The 22,025-nt window shown below is 68.0% G+C and carries 20 protein-coding genes and 1 tRNA gene; 4 read left to right on the forward strand and 17 right to left on the reverse strand.

The window, feature by feature from the left end; translation table 11 throughout:
* Positions 1 to 6 precede the first annotated feature (6 nt).
* The 14 genes from FAZ79_RS06935 to leuS all read right to left on the reverse strand — a co-directional run bounded on the left by FAZ79_RS06935 (position 7) and on the right by leuS (position 17,315).
* Positions 7 to 1,710: a DUF4139 domain-containing protein gene (locus FAZ79_RS06935; RefSeq protein WP_169303631.1), complete on the reverse strand. Its 1,704-nt coding sequence runs from the start codon at positions 1,708 to 1,710 to the stop codon at positions 7 to 9.
* Positions 1,703 to 2,791 carry a 3-deoxy-7-phosphoheptulonate synthase gene (locus tag FAZ79_RS06940; RefSeq protein WP_136867255.1) on the reverse strand — a complete coding sequence of 363 codons (1,089 nt, stop codon included), beginning with the start codon at positions 2,789 to 2,791 and terminating at the stop codon, positions 1,703 to 1,705. The genes FAZ79_RS06935 and FAZ79_RS06940 overlap by 8 nt, the downstream gene beginning before the upstream one ends.
* A 377-nt stretch (positions 2,792 to 3,168) precedes the next feature.
* Positions 3,169 to 4,017 (reverse strand): carbon-nitrogen hydrolase family protein, encoded by an 849-nt coding sequence (locus tag FAZ79_RS06945; protein WP_136867256.1) that lies wholly within the window; start codon positions 4,015 to 4,017, stop codon positions 3,169 to 3,171.
* Positions 4,014 to 7,988 (reverse strand): DUF3971 domain-containing protein, encoded by a 3,975-nt coding sequence (locus tag FAZ79_RS06950; protein WP_136867257.1) that lies wholly within the window; start codon positions 7,986 to 7,988, stop codon positions 4,014 to 4,016. The genes FAZ79_RS06945 and FAZ79_RS06950 overlap by 4 nt, the downstream gene beginning before the upstream one ends.
* Positions 7,989 to 8,054: 66 nt before the next feature.
* Positions 8,055 to 9,539 carry a ribonuclease G gene (gene rng, locus FAZ79_RS06955; RefSeq protein WP_136867258.1) on the reverse strand — a complete coding sequence of 495 codons (1,485 nt, stop codon included), beginning with the start codon at positions 9,537 to 9,539 and terminating at the stop codon, positions 8,055 to 8,057.
* Positions 9,536 to 10,186, reverse strand: coding sequence for a Maf family protein (locus tag FAZ79_RS06960; RefSeq protein ID WP_136867259.1), 651 nt, complete (start codon positions 10,184 to 10,186; stop codon positions 9,536 to 9,538). The genes rng and FAZ79_RS06960 overlap by 4 nt, the downstream gene beginning before the upstream one ends.
* A gap of 52 nt (positions 10,187 to 10,238) precedes the next feature.
* Positions 10,239 to 10,709, reverse strand: coding sequence for a 23S rRNA (pseudouridine(1915)-N(3))-methyltransferase RlmH (rlmH, locus tag FAZ79_RS06965; RefSeq protein ID WP_136867260.1), 471 nt, complete (start codon positions 10,707 to 10,709; stop codon positions 10,239 to 10,241).
* A 7-nt stretch (positions 10,710 to 10,716) separates the two neighbouring features.
* Entirely contained in the window at positions 10,717 to 11,130 is a 414-nt protein-coding gene (rsfS, locus tag FAZ79_RS06970; protein ID WP_240031462.1) for a ribosome silencing factor, read from the reverse strand.
* A gap of 116 nt (positions 11,131 to 11,246) precedes the next feature.
* A complete protein-coding gene (gene nadD, locus FAZ79_RS06975) occupies positions 11,247 to 11,852 on the reverse strand; it encodes a nicotinate-nucleotide adenylyltransferase (protein ID WP_136867261.1) in 606 nt (201 codons plus the stop codon).
* A 7-nt stretch (positions 11,853 to 11,859) separates the two neighbouring features.
* On the reverse strand, positions 11,860 to 13,128 hold the full coding sequence (locus FAZ79_RS06980) for a glutamate-5-semialdehyde dehydrogenase (protein WP_136867262.1): 1,269 nt from the start codon (positions 13,126 to 13,128) through the stop codon (positions 11,860 to 11,862).
* A 94-nt stretch (positions 13,129 to 13,222) separates the two neighbouring features.
* Positions 13,223 to 13,594, reverse strand: coding sequence for a hypothetical protein (locus FAZ79_RS06985; protein ID WP_136867263.1), 372 nt, complete (start codon positions 13,592 to 13,594; stop codon positions 13,223 to 13,225).
* Positions 13,591 to 14,247 carry a DNA polymerase III subunit delta gene (gene holA / locus FAZ79_RS06990; RefSeq protein ID WP_136867264.1) on the reverse strand — a complete coding sequence of 219 codons (657 nt, stop codon included), beginning with the start codon at positions 14,245 to 14,247 and terminating at the stop codon, positions 13,591 to 13,593. The genes FAZ79_RS06985 and holA overlap by 4 nt, the downstream gene beginning before the upstream one ends.
* 6 nt (positions 14,248 to 14,253) lie before the next feature.
* A complete protein-coding gene (lptE, locus tag FAZ79_RS06995; RefSeq protein ID WP_136867265.1) occupies positions 14,254 to 14,841 on the reverse strand; it encodes an LPS assembly lipoprotein LptE in 588 nt (195 codons plus the stop codon).
* A complete protein-coding gene (gene leuS, locus FAZ79_RS07000) occupies positions 14,841 to 17,315 on the reverse strand; it encodes a leucine--tRNA ligase (RefSeq protein ID WP_136867266.1) in 2,475 nt (824 codons plus the stop codon). Before leuS ends, lptE begins: the two co-directional genes overlap by 1 nt.
* Before the next feature lie 434 nt (positions 17,316 to 17,749).
* Between leuS and FAZ79_RS07005 the strand changes: the two genes are divergently transcribed.
* Together FAZ79_RS07005 and FAZ79_RS07010 are read left to right on the forward strand one after the other, a co-directional pair.
* Positions 17,750 to 18,259, forward strand: a complete 510-nt coding sequence (locus FAZ79_RS07005) for a hypothetical protein (protein ID WP_136867267.1) — start codon at positions 17,750 to 17,752, stop codon at positions 18,257 to 18,259.
* Between the two features lie 91 nt (positions 18,260 to 18,350).
* Entirely contained in the window at positions 18,351 to 19,271 is a 921-nt protein-coding gene (locus FAZ79_RS07010) for a rhodanese-like domain-containing protein (RefSeq protein ID WP_136867268.1), read from the forward strand.
* Between the two features lie 17 nt (positions 19,272 to 19,288).
* Here FAZ79_RS07010 and FAZ79_RS07015 read toward each other — a convergent pair whose 3' ends face one another.
* A complete protein-coding gene (locus tag FAZ79_RS07015) occupies positions 19,289 to 19,981 on the reverse strand; it encodes a hypothetical protein (RefSeq protein ID WP_211238813.1) in 693 nt (230 codons plus the stop codon).
* Between the two features lie 51 nt (positions 19,982 to 20,032).
* Entirely contained in the window at positions 20,033 to 20,533 is a 501-nt protein-coding gene (locus tag FAZ79_RS07020) for a CIA30 family protein (RefSeq protein ID WP_136867270.1), read from the reverse strand.
* 67 nt (positions 20,534 to 20,600) lie between these two features.
* Between FAZ79_RS07020 and FAZ79_RS07025 the strand changes: the two genes are divergently transcribed.
* Entirely contained in the window at positions 20,601 to 21,125 is a 525-nt protein-coding gene (locus tag FAZ79_RS07025) for a hypothetical protein (protein ID WP_136867271.1), read from the forward strand.
* Positions 21,126 to 21,206: 81 nt separating this feature from the next.
* Here FAZ79_RS07025 and FAZ79_RS07030 read toward each other — a convergent pair.
* A tRNA-Ala gene (locus FAZ79_RS07030) sits at positions 21,207 to 21,282 on the reverse strand.
* Positions 21,283 to 21,518: 236 nt separating this feature from the next.
* Here FAZ79_RS07030 and FAZ79_RS07035 point away from each other — a divergent pair.
* Complete coding sequence (locus tag FAZ79_RS07035) at positions 21,519 to 22,010, forward strand: low molecular weight protein-tyrosine-phosphatase (RefSeq protein WP_136867272.1); 492 nt, start codon at positions 21,519 to 21,521, stop codon at positions 22,008 to 22,010.
* Positions 22,011 to 22,025: the final 15 nt, after the last annotated feature.

Raw genomic sequence — 22,025 nt, forward strand, 5'->3', positions numbered from 1 at the left:
GGCGTGTCAGAACGGCGTGATCCGCTTGCCCTCGGGCCAGCGCACGCGATAGCCGAAGTCGATCTGCCAGGGTTCGTCGGGGGCCAGCTCGCGCTGATAGGCCCAGACCCCCTTCTGGTCGTCGAAGGCGCGCTCGGTGGGCGTGTCGGTCTCCGCCAGCGCCTCGACGACGATGTCGGCATCGAGTGGTGTCGGCATCCGCATCAGCACGGTCACCGGCACGCCCTCGCCATGGCGGCTGGTCACCGTGACCTGGCGACGGCGCTCGATCTGGTGGACTTTGCCGATCAGGCCGTGGCCGGCGCGTTCGTCCGGCGGGGCCTGGTAGTCGACCACCAGCCGCGGATCGACGCCGAAACTGAGCTCCACCGGCTCGTCGGGCTGCAGCGCCGGGCGTGAGGCGCTGGCCTGCTGCTGCCCGTCGCGATGTATCTCCCAGCGGCCGGCCGGAAGCGGGTTGACGATGCTCGGCACGAAGCGGGCGACCACCACGGCATCCCGACTTTGCTGCGGGGCAACGCGGAGTGCCATCGTGGCATCCAGGCCCTGGTCGAGCACGGCCAGGCTCACCCCGCCCTCACCGCTGGGAATGGCCGCGGGCTTGTTCACCGCGATACGCGTGGCAAAGCCGGTCTCGTCCTCGACCCGTGCCGCCTCCGCCATGCCGGCGACATCGGCACGCATCAGCGAACTCTTGGCCAGGGGTTGCACCGGGGCGCCATCCTCCGGGTCGACAAAGCCGATCGTCAACGGCAGGAGTTCCGGTACCGGGTAGAAGCGACGCTGATCGCTGGTCACGAGCGTCATCGGCACCGCCGGCCAGTCCTCGCCGGTCTGTTGATGCACCCGGGCCGTCATCCGCCAGTCAATGCGGCGCTCGGCGGTATCCAGCCGGGCGCGGTAGATCGGCTCCCAGCCGGCATTGGCGACCCGGTAAGCCAGGTGCAGGGCCTCGTCGCCCGGCTCCAGATCCGTTCCGTTCAGGGCAATCCCGACCTGCCAGCCGGGGGGCTGGCCCGCCAGCTCGTCGAGGGCGGCCTGCAGGGCGTCGACGTCCTCGTCGATCCGGGCCTGACGCTCGAGCAGGGCTTGCCGTTCTTCGCTCAGCCGCGACATCAACGTGTCGACCGCGCCGTTTTCCTTCCAGAGTCGGGCGATCTCGCCGTCTTCGGGCACGAGCGCCGCGAGCTGGTCACGGGCGATCCGTCGTCGCAGGCCGTTTTCCTCGAGCTCGACGGCCACGGCACGGGCCTCAGCGCGCACCTCGTCGAGCCGCTCGGACAGGCGCTGGTAGCGGGGTGTCTCGCGCATCACCTCGCGCTCGAGGCGGATGCCCGACTCGGTATCGACCCGCGGCCCCTGCACCCTCAGGCTGTTGCCGTCGAGATCGGCCGGCAGGCCACCAATCCAGAGCCGCCCGCCCTGTTCGGCCGGGTCTCGACGCAACAGCGAGGCATCGGCCCGGCCGAGATTCACCAACGATTCGGCCGTCAGCGACCGGCTCACCCAGGCGCCCGCCGGGGCCACCGTCAACTGGTCGATGCCCATCGCGTGGTCGTCGACCGACTCGATCAGGGCCTCGACCTCCGGCGAGGCGGCATGAAGGCCGCCCGCCCAGCCAAGCCAAGAGGCGCTGCACGCCAGCAACAGGCCGCCGACCCGCCGCCGGGCCGGGACACGAGGCCGACCAGCGACTGCCCGATCAGCCATGTTCCGGCAGCTCGTCGAGCACGCCGCCGCCGGCACGACGGATGCGCACCGCCTCGGCCAGACGGTGGATGACCGCGCGGCTGTCGTCCCAGCCGATACAGGCATCGGTGATGCTCTGGCCGTAGTGGAGCGGCTTGCCCGGCACCACGTCCTGGCGACCGGCAACCAGGTGGCTCTCGATCATGGCGCCGACGATGCCGGCGTTACCACCGGCAATCTGACCGGCGACGTCCTCGGCCACCTGGATCTGGCGGGCATGCTGCTTCTGGCTGTTGGCGTGCGAGAAATCAATCATCAGCCGTTCGGGCATCTCGGTCTGGCGCAGCTGCTCGAGCGCCTCGCTGACACTCGCCGCGTCGTAGTTGGTGCTGCGCCCGCCGCGCAGGATGATGTGGCAGTCCGGGTTGCCGCTGGTCGCGAAGATCGCCGAGCGGCCGGCCTTGGTCACCGACAGGAAGTGGTGCGGACGGGCAGAGGCGCGAATCGCGTCGATGGCCACCCGCAGGCCACCATCGGTGCCGTTCTTGAAGCCGACCGGGCAGGACAGCCCCGAGGCCAGCTCGCGGTGGACCTGCGACTCGGTGGTCCGAGCGCCGATCGCGCCCCAGCTGATCGAATCGGAGATGTACTGCGGGCTGATCAGGTCGAGGTATTCGGTGGCGGTGGGCACGCCCATGTCCGCCAGGTCGACCAGCAGGTGACGCGCGACACCCAGGCCCTTGTTGATATTGAAGCTGCCGTCGAGGTCCGGGTCGTTGATCAGCCCCTTCCAGCCGACCGTGGTGCGCGGCTTCTCGAAATACACGCGCATCACCAGGAAGACGTCCTCCTTGACCTCCTCGGCCAGCTCGCGCAGCCGGGCGGCGTAGTCGCGCGCGGCGTCCACGTCGTGGATGGAGCACGGCCCCATCACCACCATCAACCGGTCGTCGCGACGGTCGAGGATGTTCTGGATGGTCCGGCGCGCGTGGGCCACCGTCTCCGCACCCTGCTCCGAGAGCACGTACTCGGCCCGGAAGACCTCGGGCGGGGTCAGCTGGTGGATCTCCTCGATACGCAGGTCGTCGGTCTGTACGGTCATCTTCGCTCAACTATTGGCTATGGAAACTCTGCAGGAACGCCATGCCACTCTGGCCTGTCGAGCCGTTCGTGATCAAGGCGTGTCGTCGCCGGCGTGCCGGCGGCCACGTCAAGACGTCGCAACGCGGAGCACGGGCGGCTCGGCAGGCCCCGCAGGGCGCGCCTTGAGCCGGGCATCTGCTGCGTTATCGTCCTTGGAAAGGGAATCACCCTTCCGCGGCGGACGAGCGCCTTGCATCTGCCCGGCTCAAGGCGCGCAGAGCGGCATGGCATTCCTGCAGCGTTTCCCTATGAACGCCCGGGCAGCATCGCCGGGCCGAAATTCAGGGCTCCATGGTAAAGGCCAAGCGCGATTTGCGCCATGGGCGCGCGGCCAACTCACCCGCCGTCGGAGAACACCGTCGGACGATGCAACTGCCGGACGGGAAAACGCTCGCGCAAGCCGGCAAGCCAGGGGTAGTCGAACTGGGCGAATCGCAGGCAATCGGCCTGCTCGCCGGCATCCTCCAGCACCTGCCCCCAGGGGTCGACGATCAGGCTGTGCCCGTAGGTTTCTCGCCCGTCGGCGTGGCGCCCGACCTGTGCGGCGGCCACCATCCAGGCGCTGTTCTCGATCGCCCGGGCGCGCAACAGCACGTGCCAGTGGGCCTGACCGGTGGCCCGGGTGAAGGCCGACGGTAGGCAGAACCAATCGGCGCCCGCCTGGACAAGGTGGGCGAACAGCTCGGGGAAACGCAGGTCGAAGCAGGTTGCCATCCCCAGGCGACCGGCGGGCGTGTCCACCACCACGGGCCGGTCGCCGGCGACGAAGGTGTTCGACTCGCGGTAGCTCTCGCCATCCGGCAGCACCACGTCGAACAGGTGGATCTTGTCGTAGTGGGCGACGACCCGGCCGGCCGAGTCGACCACGAAGCTGCGCGAGGCGACGCGATCCACCTCGGCCGGCGCGTCGGGCACGAACGGCAGGGTGCCGGCCACCAGCCAGACGCCATGGCGGGCCGCCCAGGCGGCAAGATCGTCGACCGCGCCCGGTGTGTCCGCCCGCGCCATGCGGACCAACTCGCGCGGGTCGGCCGGCATGGCCAGGAGGTTTTCCGGCAGCACCACCACGCTCGCGCCGCCCTCGCCCGCCCGGGCGATCAACGCCTCGACCACGGGGCGATTGGCGGCCCAGTCGGCCCGGCCGTTGAGTTGGGCGACCGCGACGGTCGGTGTCGTTTCGCTCATGGGGCCTCTCCTCTCGTCACCACGGGCTCGTCGAACGAGCCACCGATATGGTAGGTGACCGATGGCTCCGGGGCCTGATCGAGTTGCCGGAAGGTCTCCTGCAGGGCCAGCACCGCCCCGCCGACCAACGGGCCGCCGGCGACCGTGCCGATCAGAGGCAGGAGCATGCCGAAATCGGCGTAGATGCGCGCGGTGAGATCCAGTCGGCGCTCGACCAGCTGGAGCTCGCCGTCGATCAGGGCGCTCAGCGACGGGTTGGTCAGCTCGAGCGGATCGACCATCAGACGTCCGCGATCCAGCCGCCACTGCCCGGCGAGCGTCTCGAAATACAGCCCTTTCTTGGTCACGTCGCGGAAATCGAGGCGCAACCGGTCGGTCAGCGCACCGAGGCTCATCAATCCCACCAGGCGGCCCGCGCCCGGGTCGATGCGTTTCAACTGCCCCTCGGACAACAGGAACCGACCGTTGCCGGCCGCCCGACCGACAAAGAAGCTCGTCGGGCTGCCCGGCCAGGCGATGGTGAGCTGACCCTCCTCGACCTCGCCACCCTGGATGGGCGAATCGCCGTTGATTGACTCGATCGCGCCACCCAGGTCCGTGCCGTCGACGGCCAGCGACAGACGCGTGCGCTGCCCCTGCGGTCCCTCGCTGACCCCGTCCTCGACGCGGCCACTACCGGACACGCTCAGGCCCGGGGTCGGTTGCCAGTCGACGCGGTCGATCCGGTAATGGGCGTTCTCCGGCAGGGATTCGACGCGCAACTGACCCAATGCGAGTTCGTCGACCGTCAGGGCATCGATCTTCAGGCTGGCCGCGGGCAGCGTTGCCAGGTCCCAGGCCTGCGGGGGAGCGGGGTCGCGATCGGCGGTGCTCGCCTCGCGATGCAGGCGCAGGCGGTCGAACTGCCCCTCCAGCCGGCCGGTCGAGGGCCCCGCGGCGAACCGCAGCTCGCCCCGGTTCTCCTCGCCGGAAACGCCCAGCCACCAGCCATCGCCACGGGTCGTCCAGCCTGCCGTCACCCCGTCGAGCCACCAGTCACCGAGGCGGAGTCGATCGACGCGGGCGTCCACCCACCAGGACTCGCCGCCGCTCCCGGCGGCGCCCGCGCCGTTCGAGGCAACCGACCCCCACCAGGCAAGCCACGGCTCGAGGGCAAGCTCGCCCAACGTCACGCCGACGCGATGAGGCGCCGAGTCACCCTCGCCACCCGGAATTCCGTCCAGCGCCCGGTTGCCGATCCGGCTCTCGGCCAGCGCCCCGTTGTCGCCGAAAGCCAGTTCCGCACGCCAGGTCTGCGGGCCGTCAAGTCGGGCCGAGAGCGTCCGCAACCCGCCGTTGCGCACGGCCATGTCGACGCTCAGCGGCCAGCGGATCGGGGCCGGCTTTGCCAGCGGCTCGGGCAGCCGGCTCTGCCAGCCCACCAAGCCGGTCTCGACCTTCACCGCGACACCGCCCTCGCCGTGCGGCACATCGACACGCACGCCCACGTCCGTCTCGCCCTCGAGGGAGGCCACCAGCGCCTCGGCCACCGGCGTCTGGCCGGCCTGGCCCAGCACCGCGGCAAGGCCGGTCGGCGTGAAACGGGTGTTTGCCTGGATACGGGTCGCCGCCCGGTCGGTCGCCCGATCGACCCGAGCACGGAAAGGCTTGCCGAGAAAACGCCCCTCGAGGGCATCGGCCGAGAAACGGGTATCGGCAAAGCGCAACGGCCCGCTGACGTCCTCGAACACGAAGCGCCCGTCGGCCACCGCCAATCGATGACCGGCGAACCGATAGGACCCACTCGCCGTGGGTGGCGGGGAACCCTTGGTGAGGCCGATCAGCACGTCGAGGGTGAATTGGCCGTCACCACGCCCGGACAACCCCGCCAGGGCCCCGGCATCGATCAACGGCGTCTGGCCGAGCCCGTCGAGCAGCGCGTCGATCGCGAGCGGCCGATCGACGGCGATCTGCAACTTGGGTGCATCGAGGTCGAAGATGCTCACGCGCGAATCGCCGACCGGCACCGGGCCGACCTGACCCTGCTCGACGTCGACGTGATACTGCTTGTTGATGAACGCCATGCTGCCGTCGGCGCCCGTGAGCGCGGGCCAGCCCGGCCGGTACGGCAAGGTCACGTCGTGGTAGTCGAAGACGATCGAGAAGTAGCCCCCGCCGTCGGTAAACGGCGCGCGGGCGGGATCGCCATGGAAGATGAAACGCCCCGCGTCGATCCGCCCCTGCGCCCCCTCGCCTTCCAGCGCGGCATCCAGCCAGTCGAGCGTCCCCGGACCGATCACGTGTCGCGGCAGGTAACCCGGCGCCTGGCGCGTATCGTCGACGGAAAAGCCGCTGTCGATGCCGAGATACCCCGGCCGGTCACCCGCCGCCTGGCGATAGAAGAACCGCCCGGCCAGGGCCAATCCCGGCGATTCGAGCACCAGGTTGGGGCTGTAGAGCGCTAGCCCCGGGGCGGGATGGTCCTCGCCAGTCCCCGCGACTCGGTCGAACCAGTAGAGATCCCCCTGCAGGCGATCGATGCCCACCGGCTCGCGGAACATGCCGGGCACGGCCAGGATTAGATCCTGCTGGTCGACGCGGGCGAGCCAACCGCCCGGCTGGCGATACAGGGTCAGGTCCGCGCCGCCGCGCCCCGCGCGGGTGCCGATGACCGGGCGCAGCGGCACGCCGGTGGTGTTGCCGAAGCCGGCGAGATCGAGAAAGCCCTCGACCAGTTCGCCATCGAGGAACCGCAGGCGCACGTCGCGGGCCTGGCCGCGCGGCACGTTCTGGTCGAGCAGTTCGAGGAAATCGGTCGGCAATGGCGCGGCGGCCAGCCAGACGGCCAGGTGGCCAAGGTCGGCGTGGTCCGTGGCGAACAGGAGCTCGTCGCCGATCGCGCGCAGGCGCACGAACTCGGTCGGCAACGGCTCCTCGCGCGACGGGCGCAGCTTGACGTTCTCGGCATCCAGGTGCCAGCCGTCGGCATCGCGCGCCCAGGCAAGCGTGGCCGACACGCGGTCCAGTGACGCCTGGCTGGCATCGTCCTCGCCCAGCAGGTGCTCGCGCGTCACGGCCAGGTCGCGTACGTCCGCCTGCACGGTGAGTTCGGTCAGGCGCGTCTCGCGCCAATCCAGCCACAACCGCCCCTCGAGTCGGCCCGAGTCGATGCGGGGCATGCCCACCTCGCAGCGGGCCGGGTTGCCATCGCCCGGGCAGCCGCCCAGCGTGCGCTGCACGGTGGGACCCCCGTAACGATCCAGGCGTCGCTGCACCGCGGGCAGGTCCCAACCGGTCACCTGCAGGAACAGCGAGACCTCGCTCTGCTCGCCGAAGCGCCCGTCGCCGGCAAAGCGCATGGGCTCGTCACTGATCCCGCCGAGCCTGGCATTGCCGGAGGCGCGCCAGTGCTCGCGGTCGAGCTCGGCGGCGAGGCTGAAGGTCAGTCGATCACCATGGCCGGTCGGGTCGCGGAATTCGACCACCGCGTCGCGCACCGACAGGTGCCCGAGGCGCGCCAGCTGGACCTCCACCTCGGACCAGGAGACCCGCTGGGCGGTCACGCCGGCGCGTCCCTCGAGCGAGAGGTCGGCCACCGACCAGCCCTCGCGGTCGCGAATCAGGGTGAATCGGGGGGCATCGAGGGTGATCTTGTCGGCGACCAGGCGCCATTCGGTCAGGCTGCGCCACCAGGAAAGCCCCAGGCTCAGGGCATCGGCACGCGGCCCGGCGTCGATGCGCACGTCGCGAAAGATCACCTGCGGCTGATAGCCCTGCCAGCGCAGGTCGAGCGAACCGAAGCGCACCGGCACGTCGAGCGCCTCGCTGACCATCGCCTCGAAATCGGGCTGGTAGCGTTCCACCCAGGGCAGCAGCGCCCGGGAAACGGCACTGATCGCCGCGACCAGCACCAGCAGCACGGCGCCCACCATCAACAGGCGACGGAACGCCAGGCGAAGCCGGCGTTCCCGTTGTGCGCTGCTTGTCTCCATTAACTGGCCACTCCGCGTACCTCCGCCAGCCCGCCGATTGCCGACCAGCCGGTCGGCCATGTCCGATCACATCAGGACGATATCGTACTGCTCGGGCTGGTAGTGCAGGTCAATCTGGAGTTTAAGCGGAACGCCGGTGAATTCCTGCAGTTCGGCCAGGGAGGTGGAATCCTCCTCGCGCAGCCGGTCGATCACCGAGGCGCTGGCGATCACCAGCATCGACTTGGGTCGGTACTGGCGAGCATCCCGGGTCACCTCGCGGAAGATCTCGTAGCAGACGGTCTCGGCGGTCTTGACCGAACCGCGCCCGGCACAGACCGGGCAGGTCTCGCAGAGCACGTGCTCGAGCGATTCGCGGGTGCGCTTTCTCGTCATTTCGACCAGGCCGAGCGTGGAGACGTCGCAGACCTTGGTGCGGGCGTGATCGCGCTCGAGCGCCCGGTTGAGCGCCTGGTGTACCTGCACGCGGTGCTCGGGCTCGGCCATGTCGATGAAATCGATGATGATGATCCCGCCGAGGTTGCGCAGGCGCAACTGGCGCGCGATCGACGCGGCCGCCTCGAGGTTGGTCTTGAAGATGGTCTCCTCGAGGGTCTTGTGACCGACGAACGCGCCGGTATTGACGTCGATGGTGGTCATCGCCTCGGTCTGGTCGATGACGATGTAGCCGCCGGACTTGAGCGCGACCCGTTTTTCCAGCGCGCGCTGGATCTCTTCCTCGATGTTGTGCAGCTCGAAGATCGGTCGCTCGCCGGGATAGTGCTCGACGATCGGCAGGATGTCCGGGACCATCTCCTCGGCAAACGCGATCGCACGGTGGTAGGTCTCGCGCGAGTCGATGCGGATCTTCTCGACGAACTGGCCGAGGGTGTCGCGCAGGGTCCTGAGCGCCAGCGGCAGGTCCTCGTAGACCAGCCCCGGGTCGGTCATCTGCTGGCGCCGCTCGGCGAGATTGCTCCACAGCCGGCGCAGAAAGCGGTAGTCATGGCGCAGCTGCTCGCCCTCGACGCCCTCGGCCGCGGTACGCAGGATCAGGCCGCCGACCCCCTCGAGCGTTCCCTCTTCCTCGAGGATGATCTCGGTCAGGCCGGTCTTGAGGCGGTCGCGCTCGTTCTTGTCCTCGATCCGGCTGGAAACGCCGATGTTGCGCCCATTGGGCACGTAGACGAGATAGCGCGACGGGATGGTGATCTCGGTGGTCAGGCGGGCGCCCTTGGTGCCGATCGGGTCCTTGATCACCTGCACCAGCAGGTTCTGGCCGGTGCGCAACAGCATCTCGATCGACGGGGGCGAGGACTCGAGCTCGGTGTCCGGATCATCCATCTTCAGCTCGACATCGGAGACGTGCAGGAAGGCCGCGCGCTCCTCGCCGATGTCGATGAAGGCCGCCTCCATGCCCGGCAGCACGCGGGTCACGCGGCCACGGTAGATGTTGCCCACCATCCCGCGCGAACGCGAACGCTCGATGTTGATCTCCTGGAGCACCCCGTTCTCGACCATCGCGATGCGGGTCTCCTGCGGGGTGATGTTGATCAGGACTTCTTCGCTCATTTCTGGTTCTCGTTATCGTTCCTTGTGCGGTCCATCCAGGCGGGCCGGATGCCGAATAGGGCGAGCAGGCGCCCGGTCTCGGCCAGCGGCAGGCCGATCACGGCACTGCAATCGCCCTCGATCGTCTCGACGAAGCTGCCGGCCCGCCCCTGCAGACCGTAGCCACCCGCCTTGTCGAGCGGCTCGCCGGTGGCCACGTAGGCGCGGATCACCTCGCTCGACAGCCGGGCAAAGCGCAAACGCGAGGCGACCACCGCGTCGTGGCGCTGCTCGCCGTCGCCCACGGCAACGGCGGTGATCACCTGGTGCCACTGGCCACTCAGGCTGGCGAGCATGGCCTCGGCCTCGGCCGCGTCGACGGGCTTGCCCATCGGCCGCCCGTCCGCCCCGGCCACCAGGGTATCGGCCGCCAGCAACACGGCACCGGGTGGCCATGACGGTACCGCCAGCGCGGCATCGAGCTTCGCCCGGGCAAGGCGCAGGACAGCCGACTCGGCCGACTCGCCCGGCAGGAGCGACTCGTCCACCTCCCGCGCTGGCCGTGCCCGCCCGGCAATGACGAAACCGGCCTGTTCGAGCAATTCCCGGCGGCGAGGTGAGCCGCTGGCCAGCCACAAGGCGGGACGGGGATCGGATTCGGGTCTCATCGTTTCATTCTAACGATTCGACCCGAGCCGCGGGGGTCCGGTTTCCCGTCCGTCACTCGCGGTGATAGGGGTGATTCTGGTGCAGGGACCAGGCGCGGTAGAGCTGCTCGGCCACCAGCACACGCACCAGGGGGTGCGGCAGGGTCAGGGCCGACAGTCGCCAGGTCTCGTCGGCGCGCTGGCGCAGGGATTTGGCCACCCCGTCGGGTCCGCCGATGACCAGCGCCACATCGCGCCCCTCGACCAGCCAGTCGCCCAGCGAGGCCGCCCATTGGCGAGTGTCCCGGTCGCGACCACGCTCGTCGAACAGGATCATGCGCGCGCCCTTCGGGATCGCCCGTTCGATGCGTTCGGCCTCCATCGTCTTGACGCGATCGATGTCGACGTTCTTGCCGCGCGGCGCGGCCGGGATCTCGGTCAGGCGCACCGGGCAGCCGGCGGGCAGGCGCTTGAGGTATTCCTGCGTGCCCTCCTCCGCCCAGCCGGGCAGCTTGTGCCCGACGCTGATCAGTTCGATCCGCACCCCGACCTTACGATTTCGTGGCCGACGGGTCGGCGGCCGGCGCCGACCAGAGCTTCTCGAGCTGATACAGCGCGCGCGTCTCGGGCATCATCAGGTGGACGATCACGTCGATGAAGTCGACCAGCACCCATTCGGTCTGCGGCGTGTCGTCGCCCTCGACGTTCATCGGGCGCATGCCGTGGTCCTTGAGGGTCTTGACCACCTCCTGCGCCATCGCCTTCAGGTGGCGATCGGAGGTCCCGGAGGCGAACACCATGTAGTCGGTGAAGTTGCAGCGTTCGCGCACGTCGAGGGTAACCAGATCGACGGCCTTGAGCCCCTCGAGCGCCTCGACGGCGTGCTTGAGGATCTCCTCGGCCGGCATCGGCGGGGTCTGGTCGACCGGCTGGTTGCGGGTGGATGGCGGTTGATTCGCGCTCATGTTGGGAAACCTGTTGCCTGGCGGCACCGGGCCACCAATGGAAGTTAAAAACGAAATGAAATCGGAGTGAAATCAGCGTTGAAAACGGGCAATGGTCGGCGCAACCGGGGATGCGGTCAACCACGGCGGAAATGACGGACCACCGGCTCGGGCACGAGGTAACGCAGCGAGCGACCCTGTTCGATGAACCCGCGCAGGGTGGTCGCTGAGATATCCAGCCGGGTGATGGCCACCGGCACGATCCGGCCGACTGGTGACTCGGCCAGCGCGCCGGGGACGACCTGCCGTTCGGCCAGCCACCGGGCGGCCGTGCCGGTCGCCTCCGAGCCCGGCCGGGTCGCGACCGCGATGTGCGCGAGATCGAGGATGCGTTCGACCTCGTGCCAGCCCGGCAAGCCATTGAAGGCATCCATGCCCATCATCAATACCAGCGGCTCGCCCGGGTACTCGGCGGCGAACTCGGCCAGGGTGTCGGCCGTGTAGGACGGCCCGGCTCGGCGGTGCTCGCGGTCATCGAGAACGAATCGCGGTTCGTCGGCGATCGATTGCGCCACCAGGTCGAGGCGCGTGGCCGGATCCAGGAGCGGCTCGCCCCGATGGGGCGGGATGGCCGCCGGCACCAGGTGCACCCACGAAAGATCGAGGGTCTCGGCCACCTCGGTCGCCAGGCGCAGATGACCGATATGGACCGGGTCGAACGTCCCGCCAAAAATGCCGATCATGACCGGCTCAGTGCCGCGTCTCGCCGTTGCCCAGCACGATGAACTTCTGCGAGGTCAGCCCCTCCAGGCCCACCGGGCCGCGGGCGTGGATCTTGTCGGTGGAGATGCCGATCTCGGCACCCAGGCCGTATTCCATGCCGTCGGCGAAGCGGGTCGAGGCGTTGACCATCACCGAGGCCGAGTCGACCTCGCGCAGGAAACGCCGCGCGGTGGTGTAGTTCTCGGTGACGATGGTGTCGGTGTGGTGAGAGCCGTAGGTCTCGATGTGCTCGATCGCCGCGTCCAGCCCGTCGACCACGGCCACGGCGAGGATCGGGCCGAGGTACTCCTCGCCCCAGTCCTCCTCGGTCGCCGCGGTCATCGACGAAACGATCGCCCGCGACCGCTCGCAGCCGCGCAGTTCGACGTCGAGCTCGCCGAAACGCTTGGCGAGATCCGGCAGCACGGCCTCGGCCACCGATTGGTCGACCAGCAGGGTCTCCATGGCATTGCAGACGCCATAGCGATGCGTCTTGGCATTGATCGCGATCGCCTTGGCCTTGTCCAGATCGGCATCCCGATCGATGTAGACGTGACAGACGCCGTCGAGGTGCTTGATCACCGGCATGCGCGCCTCGCGCGAGACCAGGGCCACCAGGCCCTTGCCGCCGCGCGGGATGATCACGTCGATCGCCTCGGGGCTGCGCAGCATCGCCGTGACCGCCTCGCGGTCGGTAGTGCCGACGATCTGCACGGTCTCGGCGGGCAGGCCGGCAGCCTCCAGCCCGTCGCGGATGCACGCGGCCAGGGCCTGGTTGCTGTGGATCGCCTCGGAGCCACCGCGCAGGATGGTGGCGTTGCCGGATTTCAGGCACAGCGCCGCCGCGTCGATGGTCACGTTGGGCCGCGACTCGTAGATGATGCCGATCACGCCCAGCGGCACGCGCATGCGCCCGACCTGGATGCCCGACGGGCGGAAGACGGTGTCGGTGATCTCGCCGACCGGGTCCGGCAGCGCGGCGATCTGGCGCACGCCCTCGGCCATCTTCTCGATGCCGGCGGCGTCGAAGGCCAGGCGGTCGATCATCGCCTCGTCGAGCCCGTTGGCGCGCCCCGCCTCGAGATCCTTCTTGTTGGCCTCGATCAGGGTGCCGGTGTGTTGAACCAGCTGGTCGGCGATCGCCAGCAAGGCGGCGTTCTTCTTCTGCGTGTCGACTCGGGACAGCGCTCGTGCCGCGCGGCGGGCCGCCTGCCCCATCGCCTGAATGGTCTCGGTAACGGTGTTGTCGTTGGCCATCGTCAGCTTCTCCTGATCATTGCCACGGCGGGCCTCACCCACCGATTGAATCGTTGTCTGTCGTGTACGTGTCACCGGGGGCTGCCGGCCGGGATCACCGCCCCGGGCGGGTCGCGTGCAGCATCACCCGGTCGAGCAAGGCCCAGACCCGGCCACCGCCATCCGCGGTGTTGCAGCCCTCGCCCAGCCCCTTGATGCAGCGGTCGACCTCGGCGCAACCAGCCAGCAGGCGCTGCCAGTTGCCGGCCGGCATCATCCGGGCACGCGCCTGATAGCGACGCGCGAGAAATGCCGGAATCCGGGTCTTCTTGAAACCCGCCTGGTCGTTGCCGGCCAGCGCGACCAGTGCGCGCAGATCGCGGGCGATCACCCACAGGATCAAGAGCGGCTCGGTGCCCTCGGCGCGCAGGCGCGAGAGCAGGTACAGGCCGCGCTCGCGGTCGGCGTCCAGCACCGCATCGCTCAAGGCGAAGGTATCGACTCGCGACTGGTTGGCCAAGCCCTGGGCGACCGGCCGGCATCGACCGGCCCCTCGAGGTCCATCAGGGCGAGTTTCTCGATTTCCTGGGCGGCGGCCAACAGGTTGCCCTCCACGCGCCCGGCGATCAGCTCGGCGGCATCCCGCTCCAGGCGCACCCCGTGGGTGGCGGCCCGACGCGTGATCCAGGCCGGCAATTGACCCAGCGGCACGTCGTTGAACCGTACCGCCAGCCCCGCCCCGGCCAAGGCCTTGAACCAGGCGCTTTTCTGCAGCTGGTTGTCCAGCCGCGGCAGGCTCACGATCCAGATATCCGACTCGCCGCCACCCTTGACCCGCTCGGCGAGCGTGCTCAGGGCCTTGGAGCCGACGCGGCCCGGCTTGCCGCCGGGAATGCGCAGATCGATGATACGCCGGCTGGCGAACAGCGACAGGCTCGCCCCCTGGCTTTCCAGCGCGCCCCAGTCGAACTTGGCATCCACCTCGAAGCGCAGGCGCTCCTCGCAACCCGCCTCACGGGCCTTGGCGACGATGGCATCACGCGCCTCCTGGACCAGCAGCGGCTGATCGCCGCCGATCACGTACAGGGATTCCAGGCCCCGGGCCAGACGCTGTTCGAATTCCTGCGGTTTGGCGAGCACGTGGCCTCAGCGACCGTCGTCGGGCGCGATCAGGGTGTCGGGATCGATCGGCGCGAGCAGGCGGTAAAACAGCAACTGCCCCACCAGCTCGCCCAGTTCGCGGCGAATCTGCCCCTCGTTGCTCGACGAGGCCAGCACGCCGGTCGGATCGTAGTTGTAGTTGCGCGCCTGACTGATCTGGCGGCTGGGCGTGCGCGAACCGTCCGGCAGTTCGATGTGGTAGCGCAGCTCGTGGAGCAACTCGTACTGACGCACGTCGGCGCTCGGGTCGACCACCGAGGCGCGCTGCTCGACCGAATTGCCCTCGACCACCAGTCGGGCCGTCGCGTCGCGGCGATCATCGACCAGCACGGCCTCCGATTTGTCGATCTCGGCGGCCAGTGTCCGGTAGACGGGATCCGAGCTCGACAGTCCCGAGACGTACACCCGCTCGAAACTCGGGTCGACTTCCGTCACGCCTCGCAGGTGGTAGCCGCAGCCCGAAGTGACCACCATGGCCGCCGCCAACGCCATGGCCACCCCCAGGGAAAGGGCACGCGACAAGCCACGCATGCCGGCCGATTGACGGGACGTCCTGACCCAAGTCGTATCCATTACGTTGCCACCACGATATTGACCAGTTTGTTGGGGACCACGATCACGCGCTTGATCTCGCCCTCATTGGTGAAGCGCTGCACGTCCTCGTTGGCCAGCGCCTGCGCCTCGATGGCCGCCTTGTCCGCGGCGGCCGGCACGTTGATCTTCGCGCGCAGCTTGCCGTTGACCTGCACGACCATCTCGATCTCGTCGCGCACCAGCGCGGCCTCGTCGATCGTCGGCCAGGCGGCATCCGCAATGGTGCCCTGCCCGCCGACTTCGTGCCAGAGCGCGTGGGTGATGTGCGGCACGATCGGCGCGAGCATGCGCAGCATGTCCTGGATGACGGCCCCGACCACCGCCTGACCGCGCTCGTCGGTCGCCTCGAACCGGGCCAGTTCGTTGAACAGCTCCATGTTCGCCGCGATCACGGTATTAAAGGTCTGGCGCTTGTCGATGTCCTCGGTGACCCGGCCGATGGTCTCGTGGAGCTTGCGGTACAGATCCTTGGCTGCGCCATCGGCATCGGCCAGCTCGTCGGCCGACTCGATGCGCCGCGTGAGGTCGATGCCGGCGGCCTTGCGCTCGGCGACCTGGCGCCACAGGCGCTTGAGGAAGCGGTGCGCGCCCTCCACGCCCGAGTCGGACCACTCCAGGCCCTGGTCGGGTGGCGCGGCGAACATCATGAACAGTCGTACGGTGTCCGCGCCGTATTCCTCGATCAGCTCCTGCGGGTCGACGGTGTTGCCCTTGGACTTGCTCATCTTCGCGCCGTCCTTGTTCACCATGCCCTGGGTGAGCAGGCGGGTGAACGGCTCGGCGCAGTCGGCCGGGATCAGGCCCTCGTCGCGCATCAGCTTGTGGAAGAAGCGCGCGTACAACAGGTGCAGCACGGCGTGCTCGACACCACCGACGTACTGGTCGACCGGCAGCCAGTAAGCGGCGCGCTCGTCGAGCATCCCCTGGTCCGAACCGGCGCTGGCAAAGCGCGCGTAGTACCAGCTCGACTCGAAGAAGGTGTCGAAGGTGTCGGTTTCGCGCTCGGCCGCGCCACCGCATTCCGGGCAGGTGGTCTCGATGAACGAGCGGTCGGACTTGATCGGCGAGCCCGGGCCGTCCATCACCACGTCGGTGGGCAGCACCACCGGCAGGTCCGCGTCGGGCACCGGCACGGCACCGCAGTGCTCGCAGTTGATGATCGGGATCGGGCAGCCCCAGTAGCGCTGGCGCGAGACGCCCCAGTCGCGCAGGCGGTAGTTGATGGTCTCCTCGCCTCGGCCCTCGGCGGCAAGCTTTTCCACGATCCGGTCGAAGGCCGCCTCGCTGGAAAGCCCGCTGAAGTCGCCCGAGTCGATCAGCGTGCCCTTCTCGGTCATGGCCCCTTCGGCGTAATCATGCTCCGAGTCGCTGCCCTCGATCACCGGCTTGACGGGCAGATCGTGCTTGCGCGCGAATTCCCAGTCGCGATCGTCGTGGGCGGGCACCGACATCACCGCGCCGGTGCCGTATTCCATGAGGACGAAGTTGGCAACCCAGACCGGTACCGGCTCGTTGGTGAGCGGGTGCGTGGCGGTCACGCCCAGCGGCAGCCCTTTCTTCTCCACGGTCGCCATGTCGGCCTCGGCGACCTTGGTGTGGCGACACTCCTCGCGGAAGGTCGCGATGTCATCGTTCTTCTCGGCGGCGGCCACCGCCAGCGGATGGTCGGCGGCCACGGCGAGATAGGTGACACCAAACAGGGTATCCGGGCGGGTAGTGAACACGCGCAACGGCTCGCCGTTGTCGACGCTAAAGTCGAGCTGCACCCCGCGCGAACGGCCAATCCAGTTGGCCTGCATGGTGCGTACCTGCTCGGGCCACTGCTCGAGCTTGTCGAGATCCTCGAGCAGCTGGTCGGCGTAGTCGGTAATGCGGATGAACCACTGCGGGATCTCGCGGCGCTCGACCGGCGCGCCCGAGCGCCAGCCGCAGCCGTCGATGACCTGCTCGTTGGCGAGCACCGTCTGGTCGACCGGGTCCCAGTTGACGACCGCGGTCTTCTTGTAGGCCAGGCCCTTCTTGACCAGTCGGGTGAACAGCCACTGCTCCCAGCGGTAGTAGTCCGGGTCGCAGGTGGCCAGTTCGCGATCCCAGTCGTAGGCGAAACCCAGACGCTGGAGCTGGCCGCGCATGTAGTCGATGTTCTCGAAGGTCCAGCGCGCCGGAGCGGCCTTGTTCTTGAGCGCGGCGTTTTCCGCCGGCAGGCCGAAGGCGTCCCAGCCCATCGGCTGGAGGACGTTCTTGCCCAGCATGCGCTGGTAGCGACTGATGACGTCGCCGATGGTGTAGTTGCGCACATGCCCCATGTGCAGTCGGCCGGAGGGATACGGGAACATCGACAGGCAGTAGAACTTCTCGCGGGTGGGATCCTCGCGAACGTGGAATGCCTTGGTGTCTTCCCAGAAGCGTTGTGCCTCGTCCTCGACTTTCGCGGGGTTGTATTGCTCGTGCATGTGGGACTGTTTCTACCTTGGTTTTGAGCGTCTGCCCGGCCGGATCGCCGCGATAATCGCGACGTACCGATCGTCGGGCCATGTTGCGTCCGAGGCCGACCCTCGGCCACGATGGAATCGGTGCATTCAATGGCAACGCCCCCGGCGCGGCGTCGGGCTCTCCACGACAGCGCCACCGGGGGCTGACCGGGGAAGGTCTGCACGAATCCGTTGCCACTGAGGGCTTGGCGAGTGGTGCGTGATCAGGACGCCATGTCGCCGGCGGACGAACGCCTTGCATCTCGCGCCTCAAGGCACGCTTCAGCGGTATCGGATTCGTGCAGACCTTCCCCAGCGCACTAGAATACCGAAAGGAACCACCCCCTGCACCACTCGGCGAGCACGCCATCGGGCAGGACCCGGCAAGCCCAGAAGGCACACGGAGACCAAAGCGAATGACCGATACCCGCCAGGAGCACAGCGAGACCTACGAAGCCCTGCGACACGGCTACTACCAGCTGCTCGAACGGATCTACGCCCGCCTGCTAGACGAGCCCGGGCACAAGCCGGCCGACCGGGCCCGGATCGCCCAACTGGCCGAGGAGGAGGCATCGGCACTGGACACCGAGGATTTCCGCCACGAGATCGTCGAGGCGGTGAAGGACGACCTCGAGCATACCCGCGAGAATCTGGCGCATGAAGGCGAAAGCATCCGCGAGACCCTGCGCGACTGGGCCGGTGACATCGGCGCGAAGCTCCTGTCGATCGCCGATCACACCGACGTGACCCTGGAACAGATCCGCAACGAGGCCGAGCGGACCCGACCGCGCGAATGGGTCGCCGGCCATGTCACGAGCCCCAAGCGCCTCGAATGCATCGACTGTGGTACAATCCTGCATCACGACCGTTTCGGCCCGCTGCCCAGCTGCCCCGAGTGTCACGGCCGGTCCTTTCGGCGGGCCTGACTTTCCCGTCGTGGCGAACGTTTAGCCCATCTGACCCCGGATCGCCGCCAGCGAAGCCCCGGGGACAACCCCCTTCACCCCGGAGAAGACGATGAAGCCCGTTCTCGTTATGAAGCCCGTTCTCGTTATCCTGACCGCGCTGGCGACGATTATGCTGCCGGCGCGCGTGGCGTTGGCGATCGGCGTCCCGCCTCTGGTCGAGCCCGACTGGCTGGCCGACCGGCTCAATGCACCCCAACTGGCCATCATCGAGATGTCCAACGAAACCTCCTATACCTTCGACGGGCACATCCCGGGGTCACGTTTCACCACCAAATCGGCCTGGCGCGAGCAGAACGACGAAGGCACCCTGATCCGCCTCCCCGTGGACACGCTTGAGGGGCGCTTCCGTGAACTGGGGGTGAACGACGGCGATGGCGTGGTGATCTACTACAAGGGCAACGACCTCGACGAGGTCCTGGGTGCGTATTACCTCTTCTGGCTGTTGCACTACCTGGGTCATACCAACGTCGGGATGCTGGATGGCGGCTGGCACGGCTGGCAACAGGCCGATGGCCCGGTATCGGACGAGGGCGGTGCGGCGGAATCGGGGGATTTCGTTGCCCGCCCCCTGCCCGCGCTGGAGATCTCGACCGAGGAGCTCGACGCCATCCGCGAGCACTACCCCGTGATCGACGGCCGACCGGCCAGGCATTTCAGTGGCGAGGACAAGTTCCCCGCCAACCCGCGCCACGGACGCATCCCGGACACCATCAGCCAGCCTTGGGCGGATTTTCTCCGGACCGCCGACGACGGGACGATCTACACCGAACGCACCGACCTGGCCCCCTTCTTCGTCGAACACGGCATCGACCCGTCGACCCCCATGCTGATCACCTGCCTGGGCGGCACGGGCGCGGCCATCGACTACGCGATGTTCTACAGCCTGGGCTACCGCAACATGCGGGTACACGACGCCGGGCTGCGCGAATGGAACGTGCGTGACCTGCCCCTGATCACGCCGGACGACTAGCCCCGTGCCGCGTTTCCTTACCGGTTGAACAGCCGCGGGTTGGCCTCGAGGAATGCCGCGATCCACTGCTCCAGAAACGATCGCCCCGCCGCCACCTTGAGGTAGCCGTAACCGAGTATCGCGATCGCCCCCGCCCCCAGGGCATCGACGATCAGATCCCACATGGTGTCGGTCAGCCCCGACGGGTCGCCGAGCATCGCCTTCTGCATGTCGGTGCCGAACCACTGGTCCATCGTGAACTCGACGATCTCCCACATCGCGCCGATCCCCAGCGCGAACATGTAGGCGAACAGCGCCACGAACCCGGGCGTCATGTGAAAGCGCAGGCTCTTCTTCTCGTTGAGGATGTAGACCAGCAGAAAACCGACGATACCCAGGAGAAACCCCGAGGCGGTGTGCAACACGAGGTCCCACCACCAGAAGCGGGTGTAGTAACCCTGCACCTCGCCGAGAAAGAGCGAGGCGAAGATGAACAGGGTCGCCAGCAGCTTGAACTCCGAGGGGATAAACACCTCGAAGCGCCGGAACATCAGCACCGGCGCCAGCGTCAGTAGGAGGATGAGAAACGTCATTGCCGCCGTCAACCACAGGCCTTCCCAGAGGGCAAAACCCAGCTCGGCGAGCATGATCAACTGGATCACCAGGGTGACGCGCTGGTGGACGCGTCGTTGCTGCCCAGGCGCTTTGCGATCAACAGGCGTCATCGGCATGAGTGGAAGACGGTTGTCGCGGGGTTGCCGCGGGTGCGACCCCCACGCCGATCAGGAATCATCGACGTGTCGATCGGCCGTGATGGAGGCAATCTCGAGCCGAAACGGCCCGGGCTGACGGTCGGCGAGCAGGAACCCCACCCGGTCGATGCGCTCCGGGCTCAGGCGCGGCGCATCCGGCACATCGCGCCCACGAAACACCGCCTCGAACGCCGGCCAGGCAAGACTCACCTCCAGCCACTGGCCGGCCACGGTATCGAAACTCGCCGCGTAGGAAATGCCCGGCGCGGTCTGGTCGGTTCCCACACGACACTGGTAGCGCCGCCCATCGCCCCGCACACGCATCGACAGCCCCGTCGCGCCGGCCAGCACGCCGGGACGCAACTCGCGACGCACGGAGGCAAAACCGCCGCCGTGTTCGAGCGACAGCTCACCCGCGAACACCGCAATGTCAGTCTCAAACGACATCGAGCCGGCGGATACCCCGCCCATCACGCCATCGTTGACGGCATGCCAGCCCTCCGGCTCGAGGAAACTTGTACGGGATATCATCGGACTAACGTAGATCACCGGCGCGCTCGCCGCTGACCGGTCGAATCGACAAACAGGAGGTGCCACCATGCTGATGACAACCCACGCCTTCAAACCGACCCGGACCACGGGCCTGGTCCTGGGCCTCGTCCTGACGTTGCCACTGCTTGCGCCGACGGCGTGGGCGGCGGACGACGAGCCGTGGAAAAAGCCCGGCTGGGAGCCGATCACCGACGAGGAGCGCCAACCGCCCAGCCCCGACGAGATGGCGGAAAGCGCCGTCGAGATCCGTGAATCCCAGGGGATTCGCTATTTGAGCGGCGGCCTGGGCGCCGGGGAGCGGGCCTGGCTGCAACAGCACGGGGCCTCGTACCCGGTGGCCCTGCAATTCTCCAAGGGGGAACGCGGGGCGTTCGTCTCGTCAGTGGGCGTGACGATCCGCACGCCCGATGGCCAGACGCGCTTCGAGGCCACGACGGACGGGCCGATGATCTTCATCGACCTGCCCGCCGGCCGCTACGACGTCACGACCCGCTACCAGGAGCACAGCCGCGACTTCTCGCTGCAGGTACCCACCAGCGGCCAGACGAGCCAGTCGATCAATTTCCCCTGAGAACACCGACACCGGAGCCGAACATCCGATGCAACGAAAAAATCCCGGGTCGCCAGTGCGAACCCGGGGTTTTCTGATGTTTGGTGGAGCCAGGCGGGATCGAACCGCCGACCTCCTGCATGCCATGCAGGCGCTCTCCCAGCTGAGCTATGGCCCCTCGTGCCTGAGGAATGCGCGCATTGTACCGGCAGAACGGACGCTGTCAACACCCTGTCACGCGGATTTTGTCGGGATCGACACAACCCCCTGATTCCCCGACATCTCGACATCGCATCGCCCCGGAATTGGGCCGGGGCCGCGCACGCCATCGGGATTTTGGTTACATTACCGCCACACGATCGGGCAGCCACCCGCGCCTGTCCGCCCCACCCTTCGAAAGCGACGAGGTATCACATGACGTCGAGCAACACCCCGAGCGTCCTGTTCGTCTGCATGGGCAACATCTGCCGTTCGCCCACCGCCCACGCCGTGTTCGAGCGGCTTGTCGAGCAGGCCGATCTGGCCGATCGCATCCGCATCGATTCGGCCGGCACGCATGCCTATCACGTCGGCAATCCGCCTGACGAACGCGCCATGCGCGCGGCCATGACACGCCAGTACCGCATGGATCACCTCGTCGCGCGTCAGGTACGTCCGGAAGATATCGCCGAGTACGACTACGTGCTCGCGATGGACCTGGCCAATCTCGAGATCCTGCAATCGCTGGCCGACGAGGCCCTGCGCGACAAGCCGCACCTGTTCATGAGCTACGCCCCCGACTACGGGCTAGAGGAGGTGCCGGACCCGTACTACGGTGGCACCAATGGTTTCGAGCAGGTGCTCGACATGGTCGAGGCCGCCGCCGGCAACCTCTTGGAAGACATTCGTCGGCGCCACCTGGGCTAACCCGCGACGATCAGC

The sequence above is a fragment of the Guyparkeria sp. SB14A genome (assembly GCF_005096345.1).
GTDB lineage: Bacteria > Pseudomonadota > Gammaproteobacteria > Halothiobacillales > Halothiobacillaceae > Guyparkeria > Guyparkeria hydrothermalis.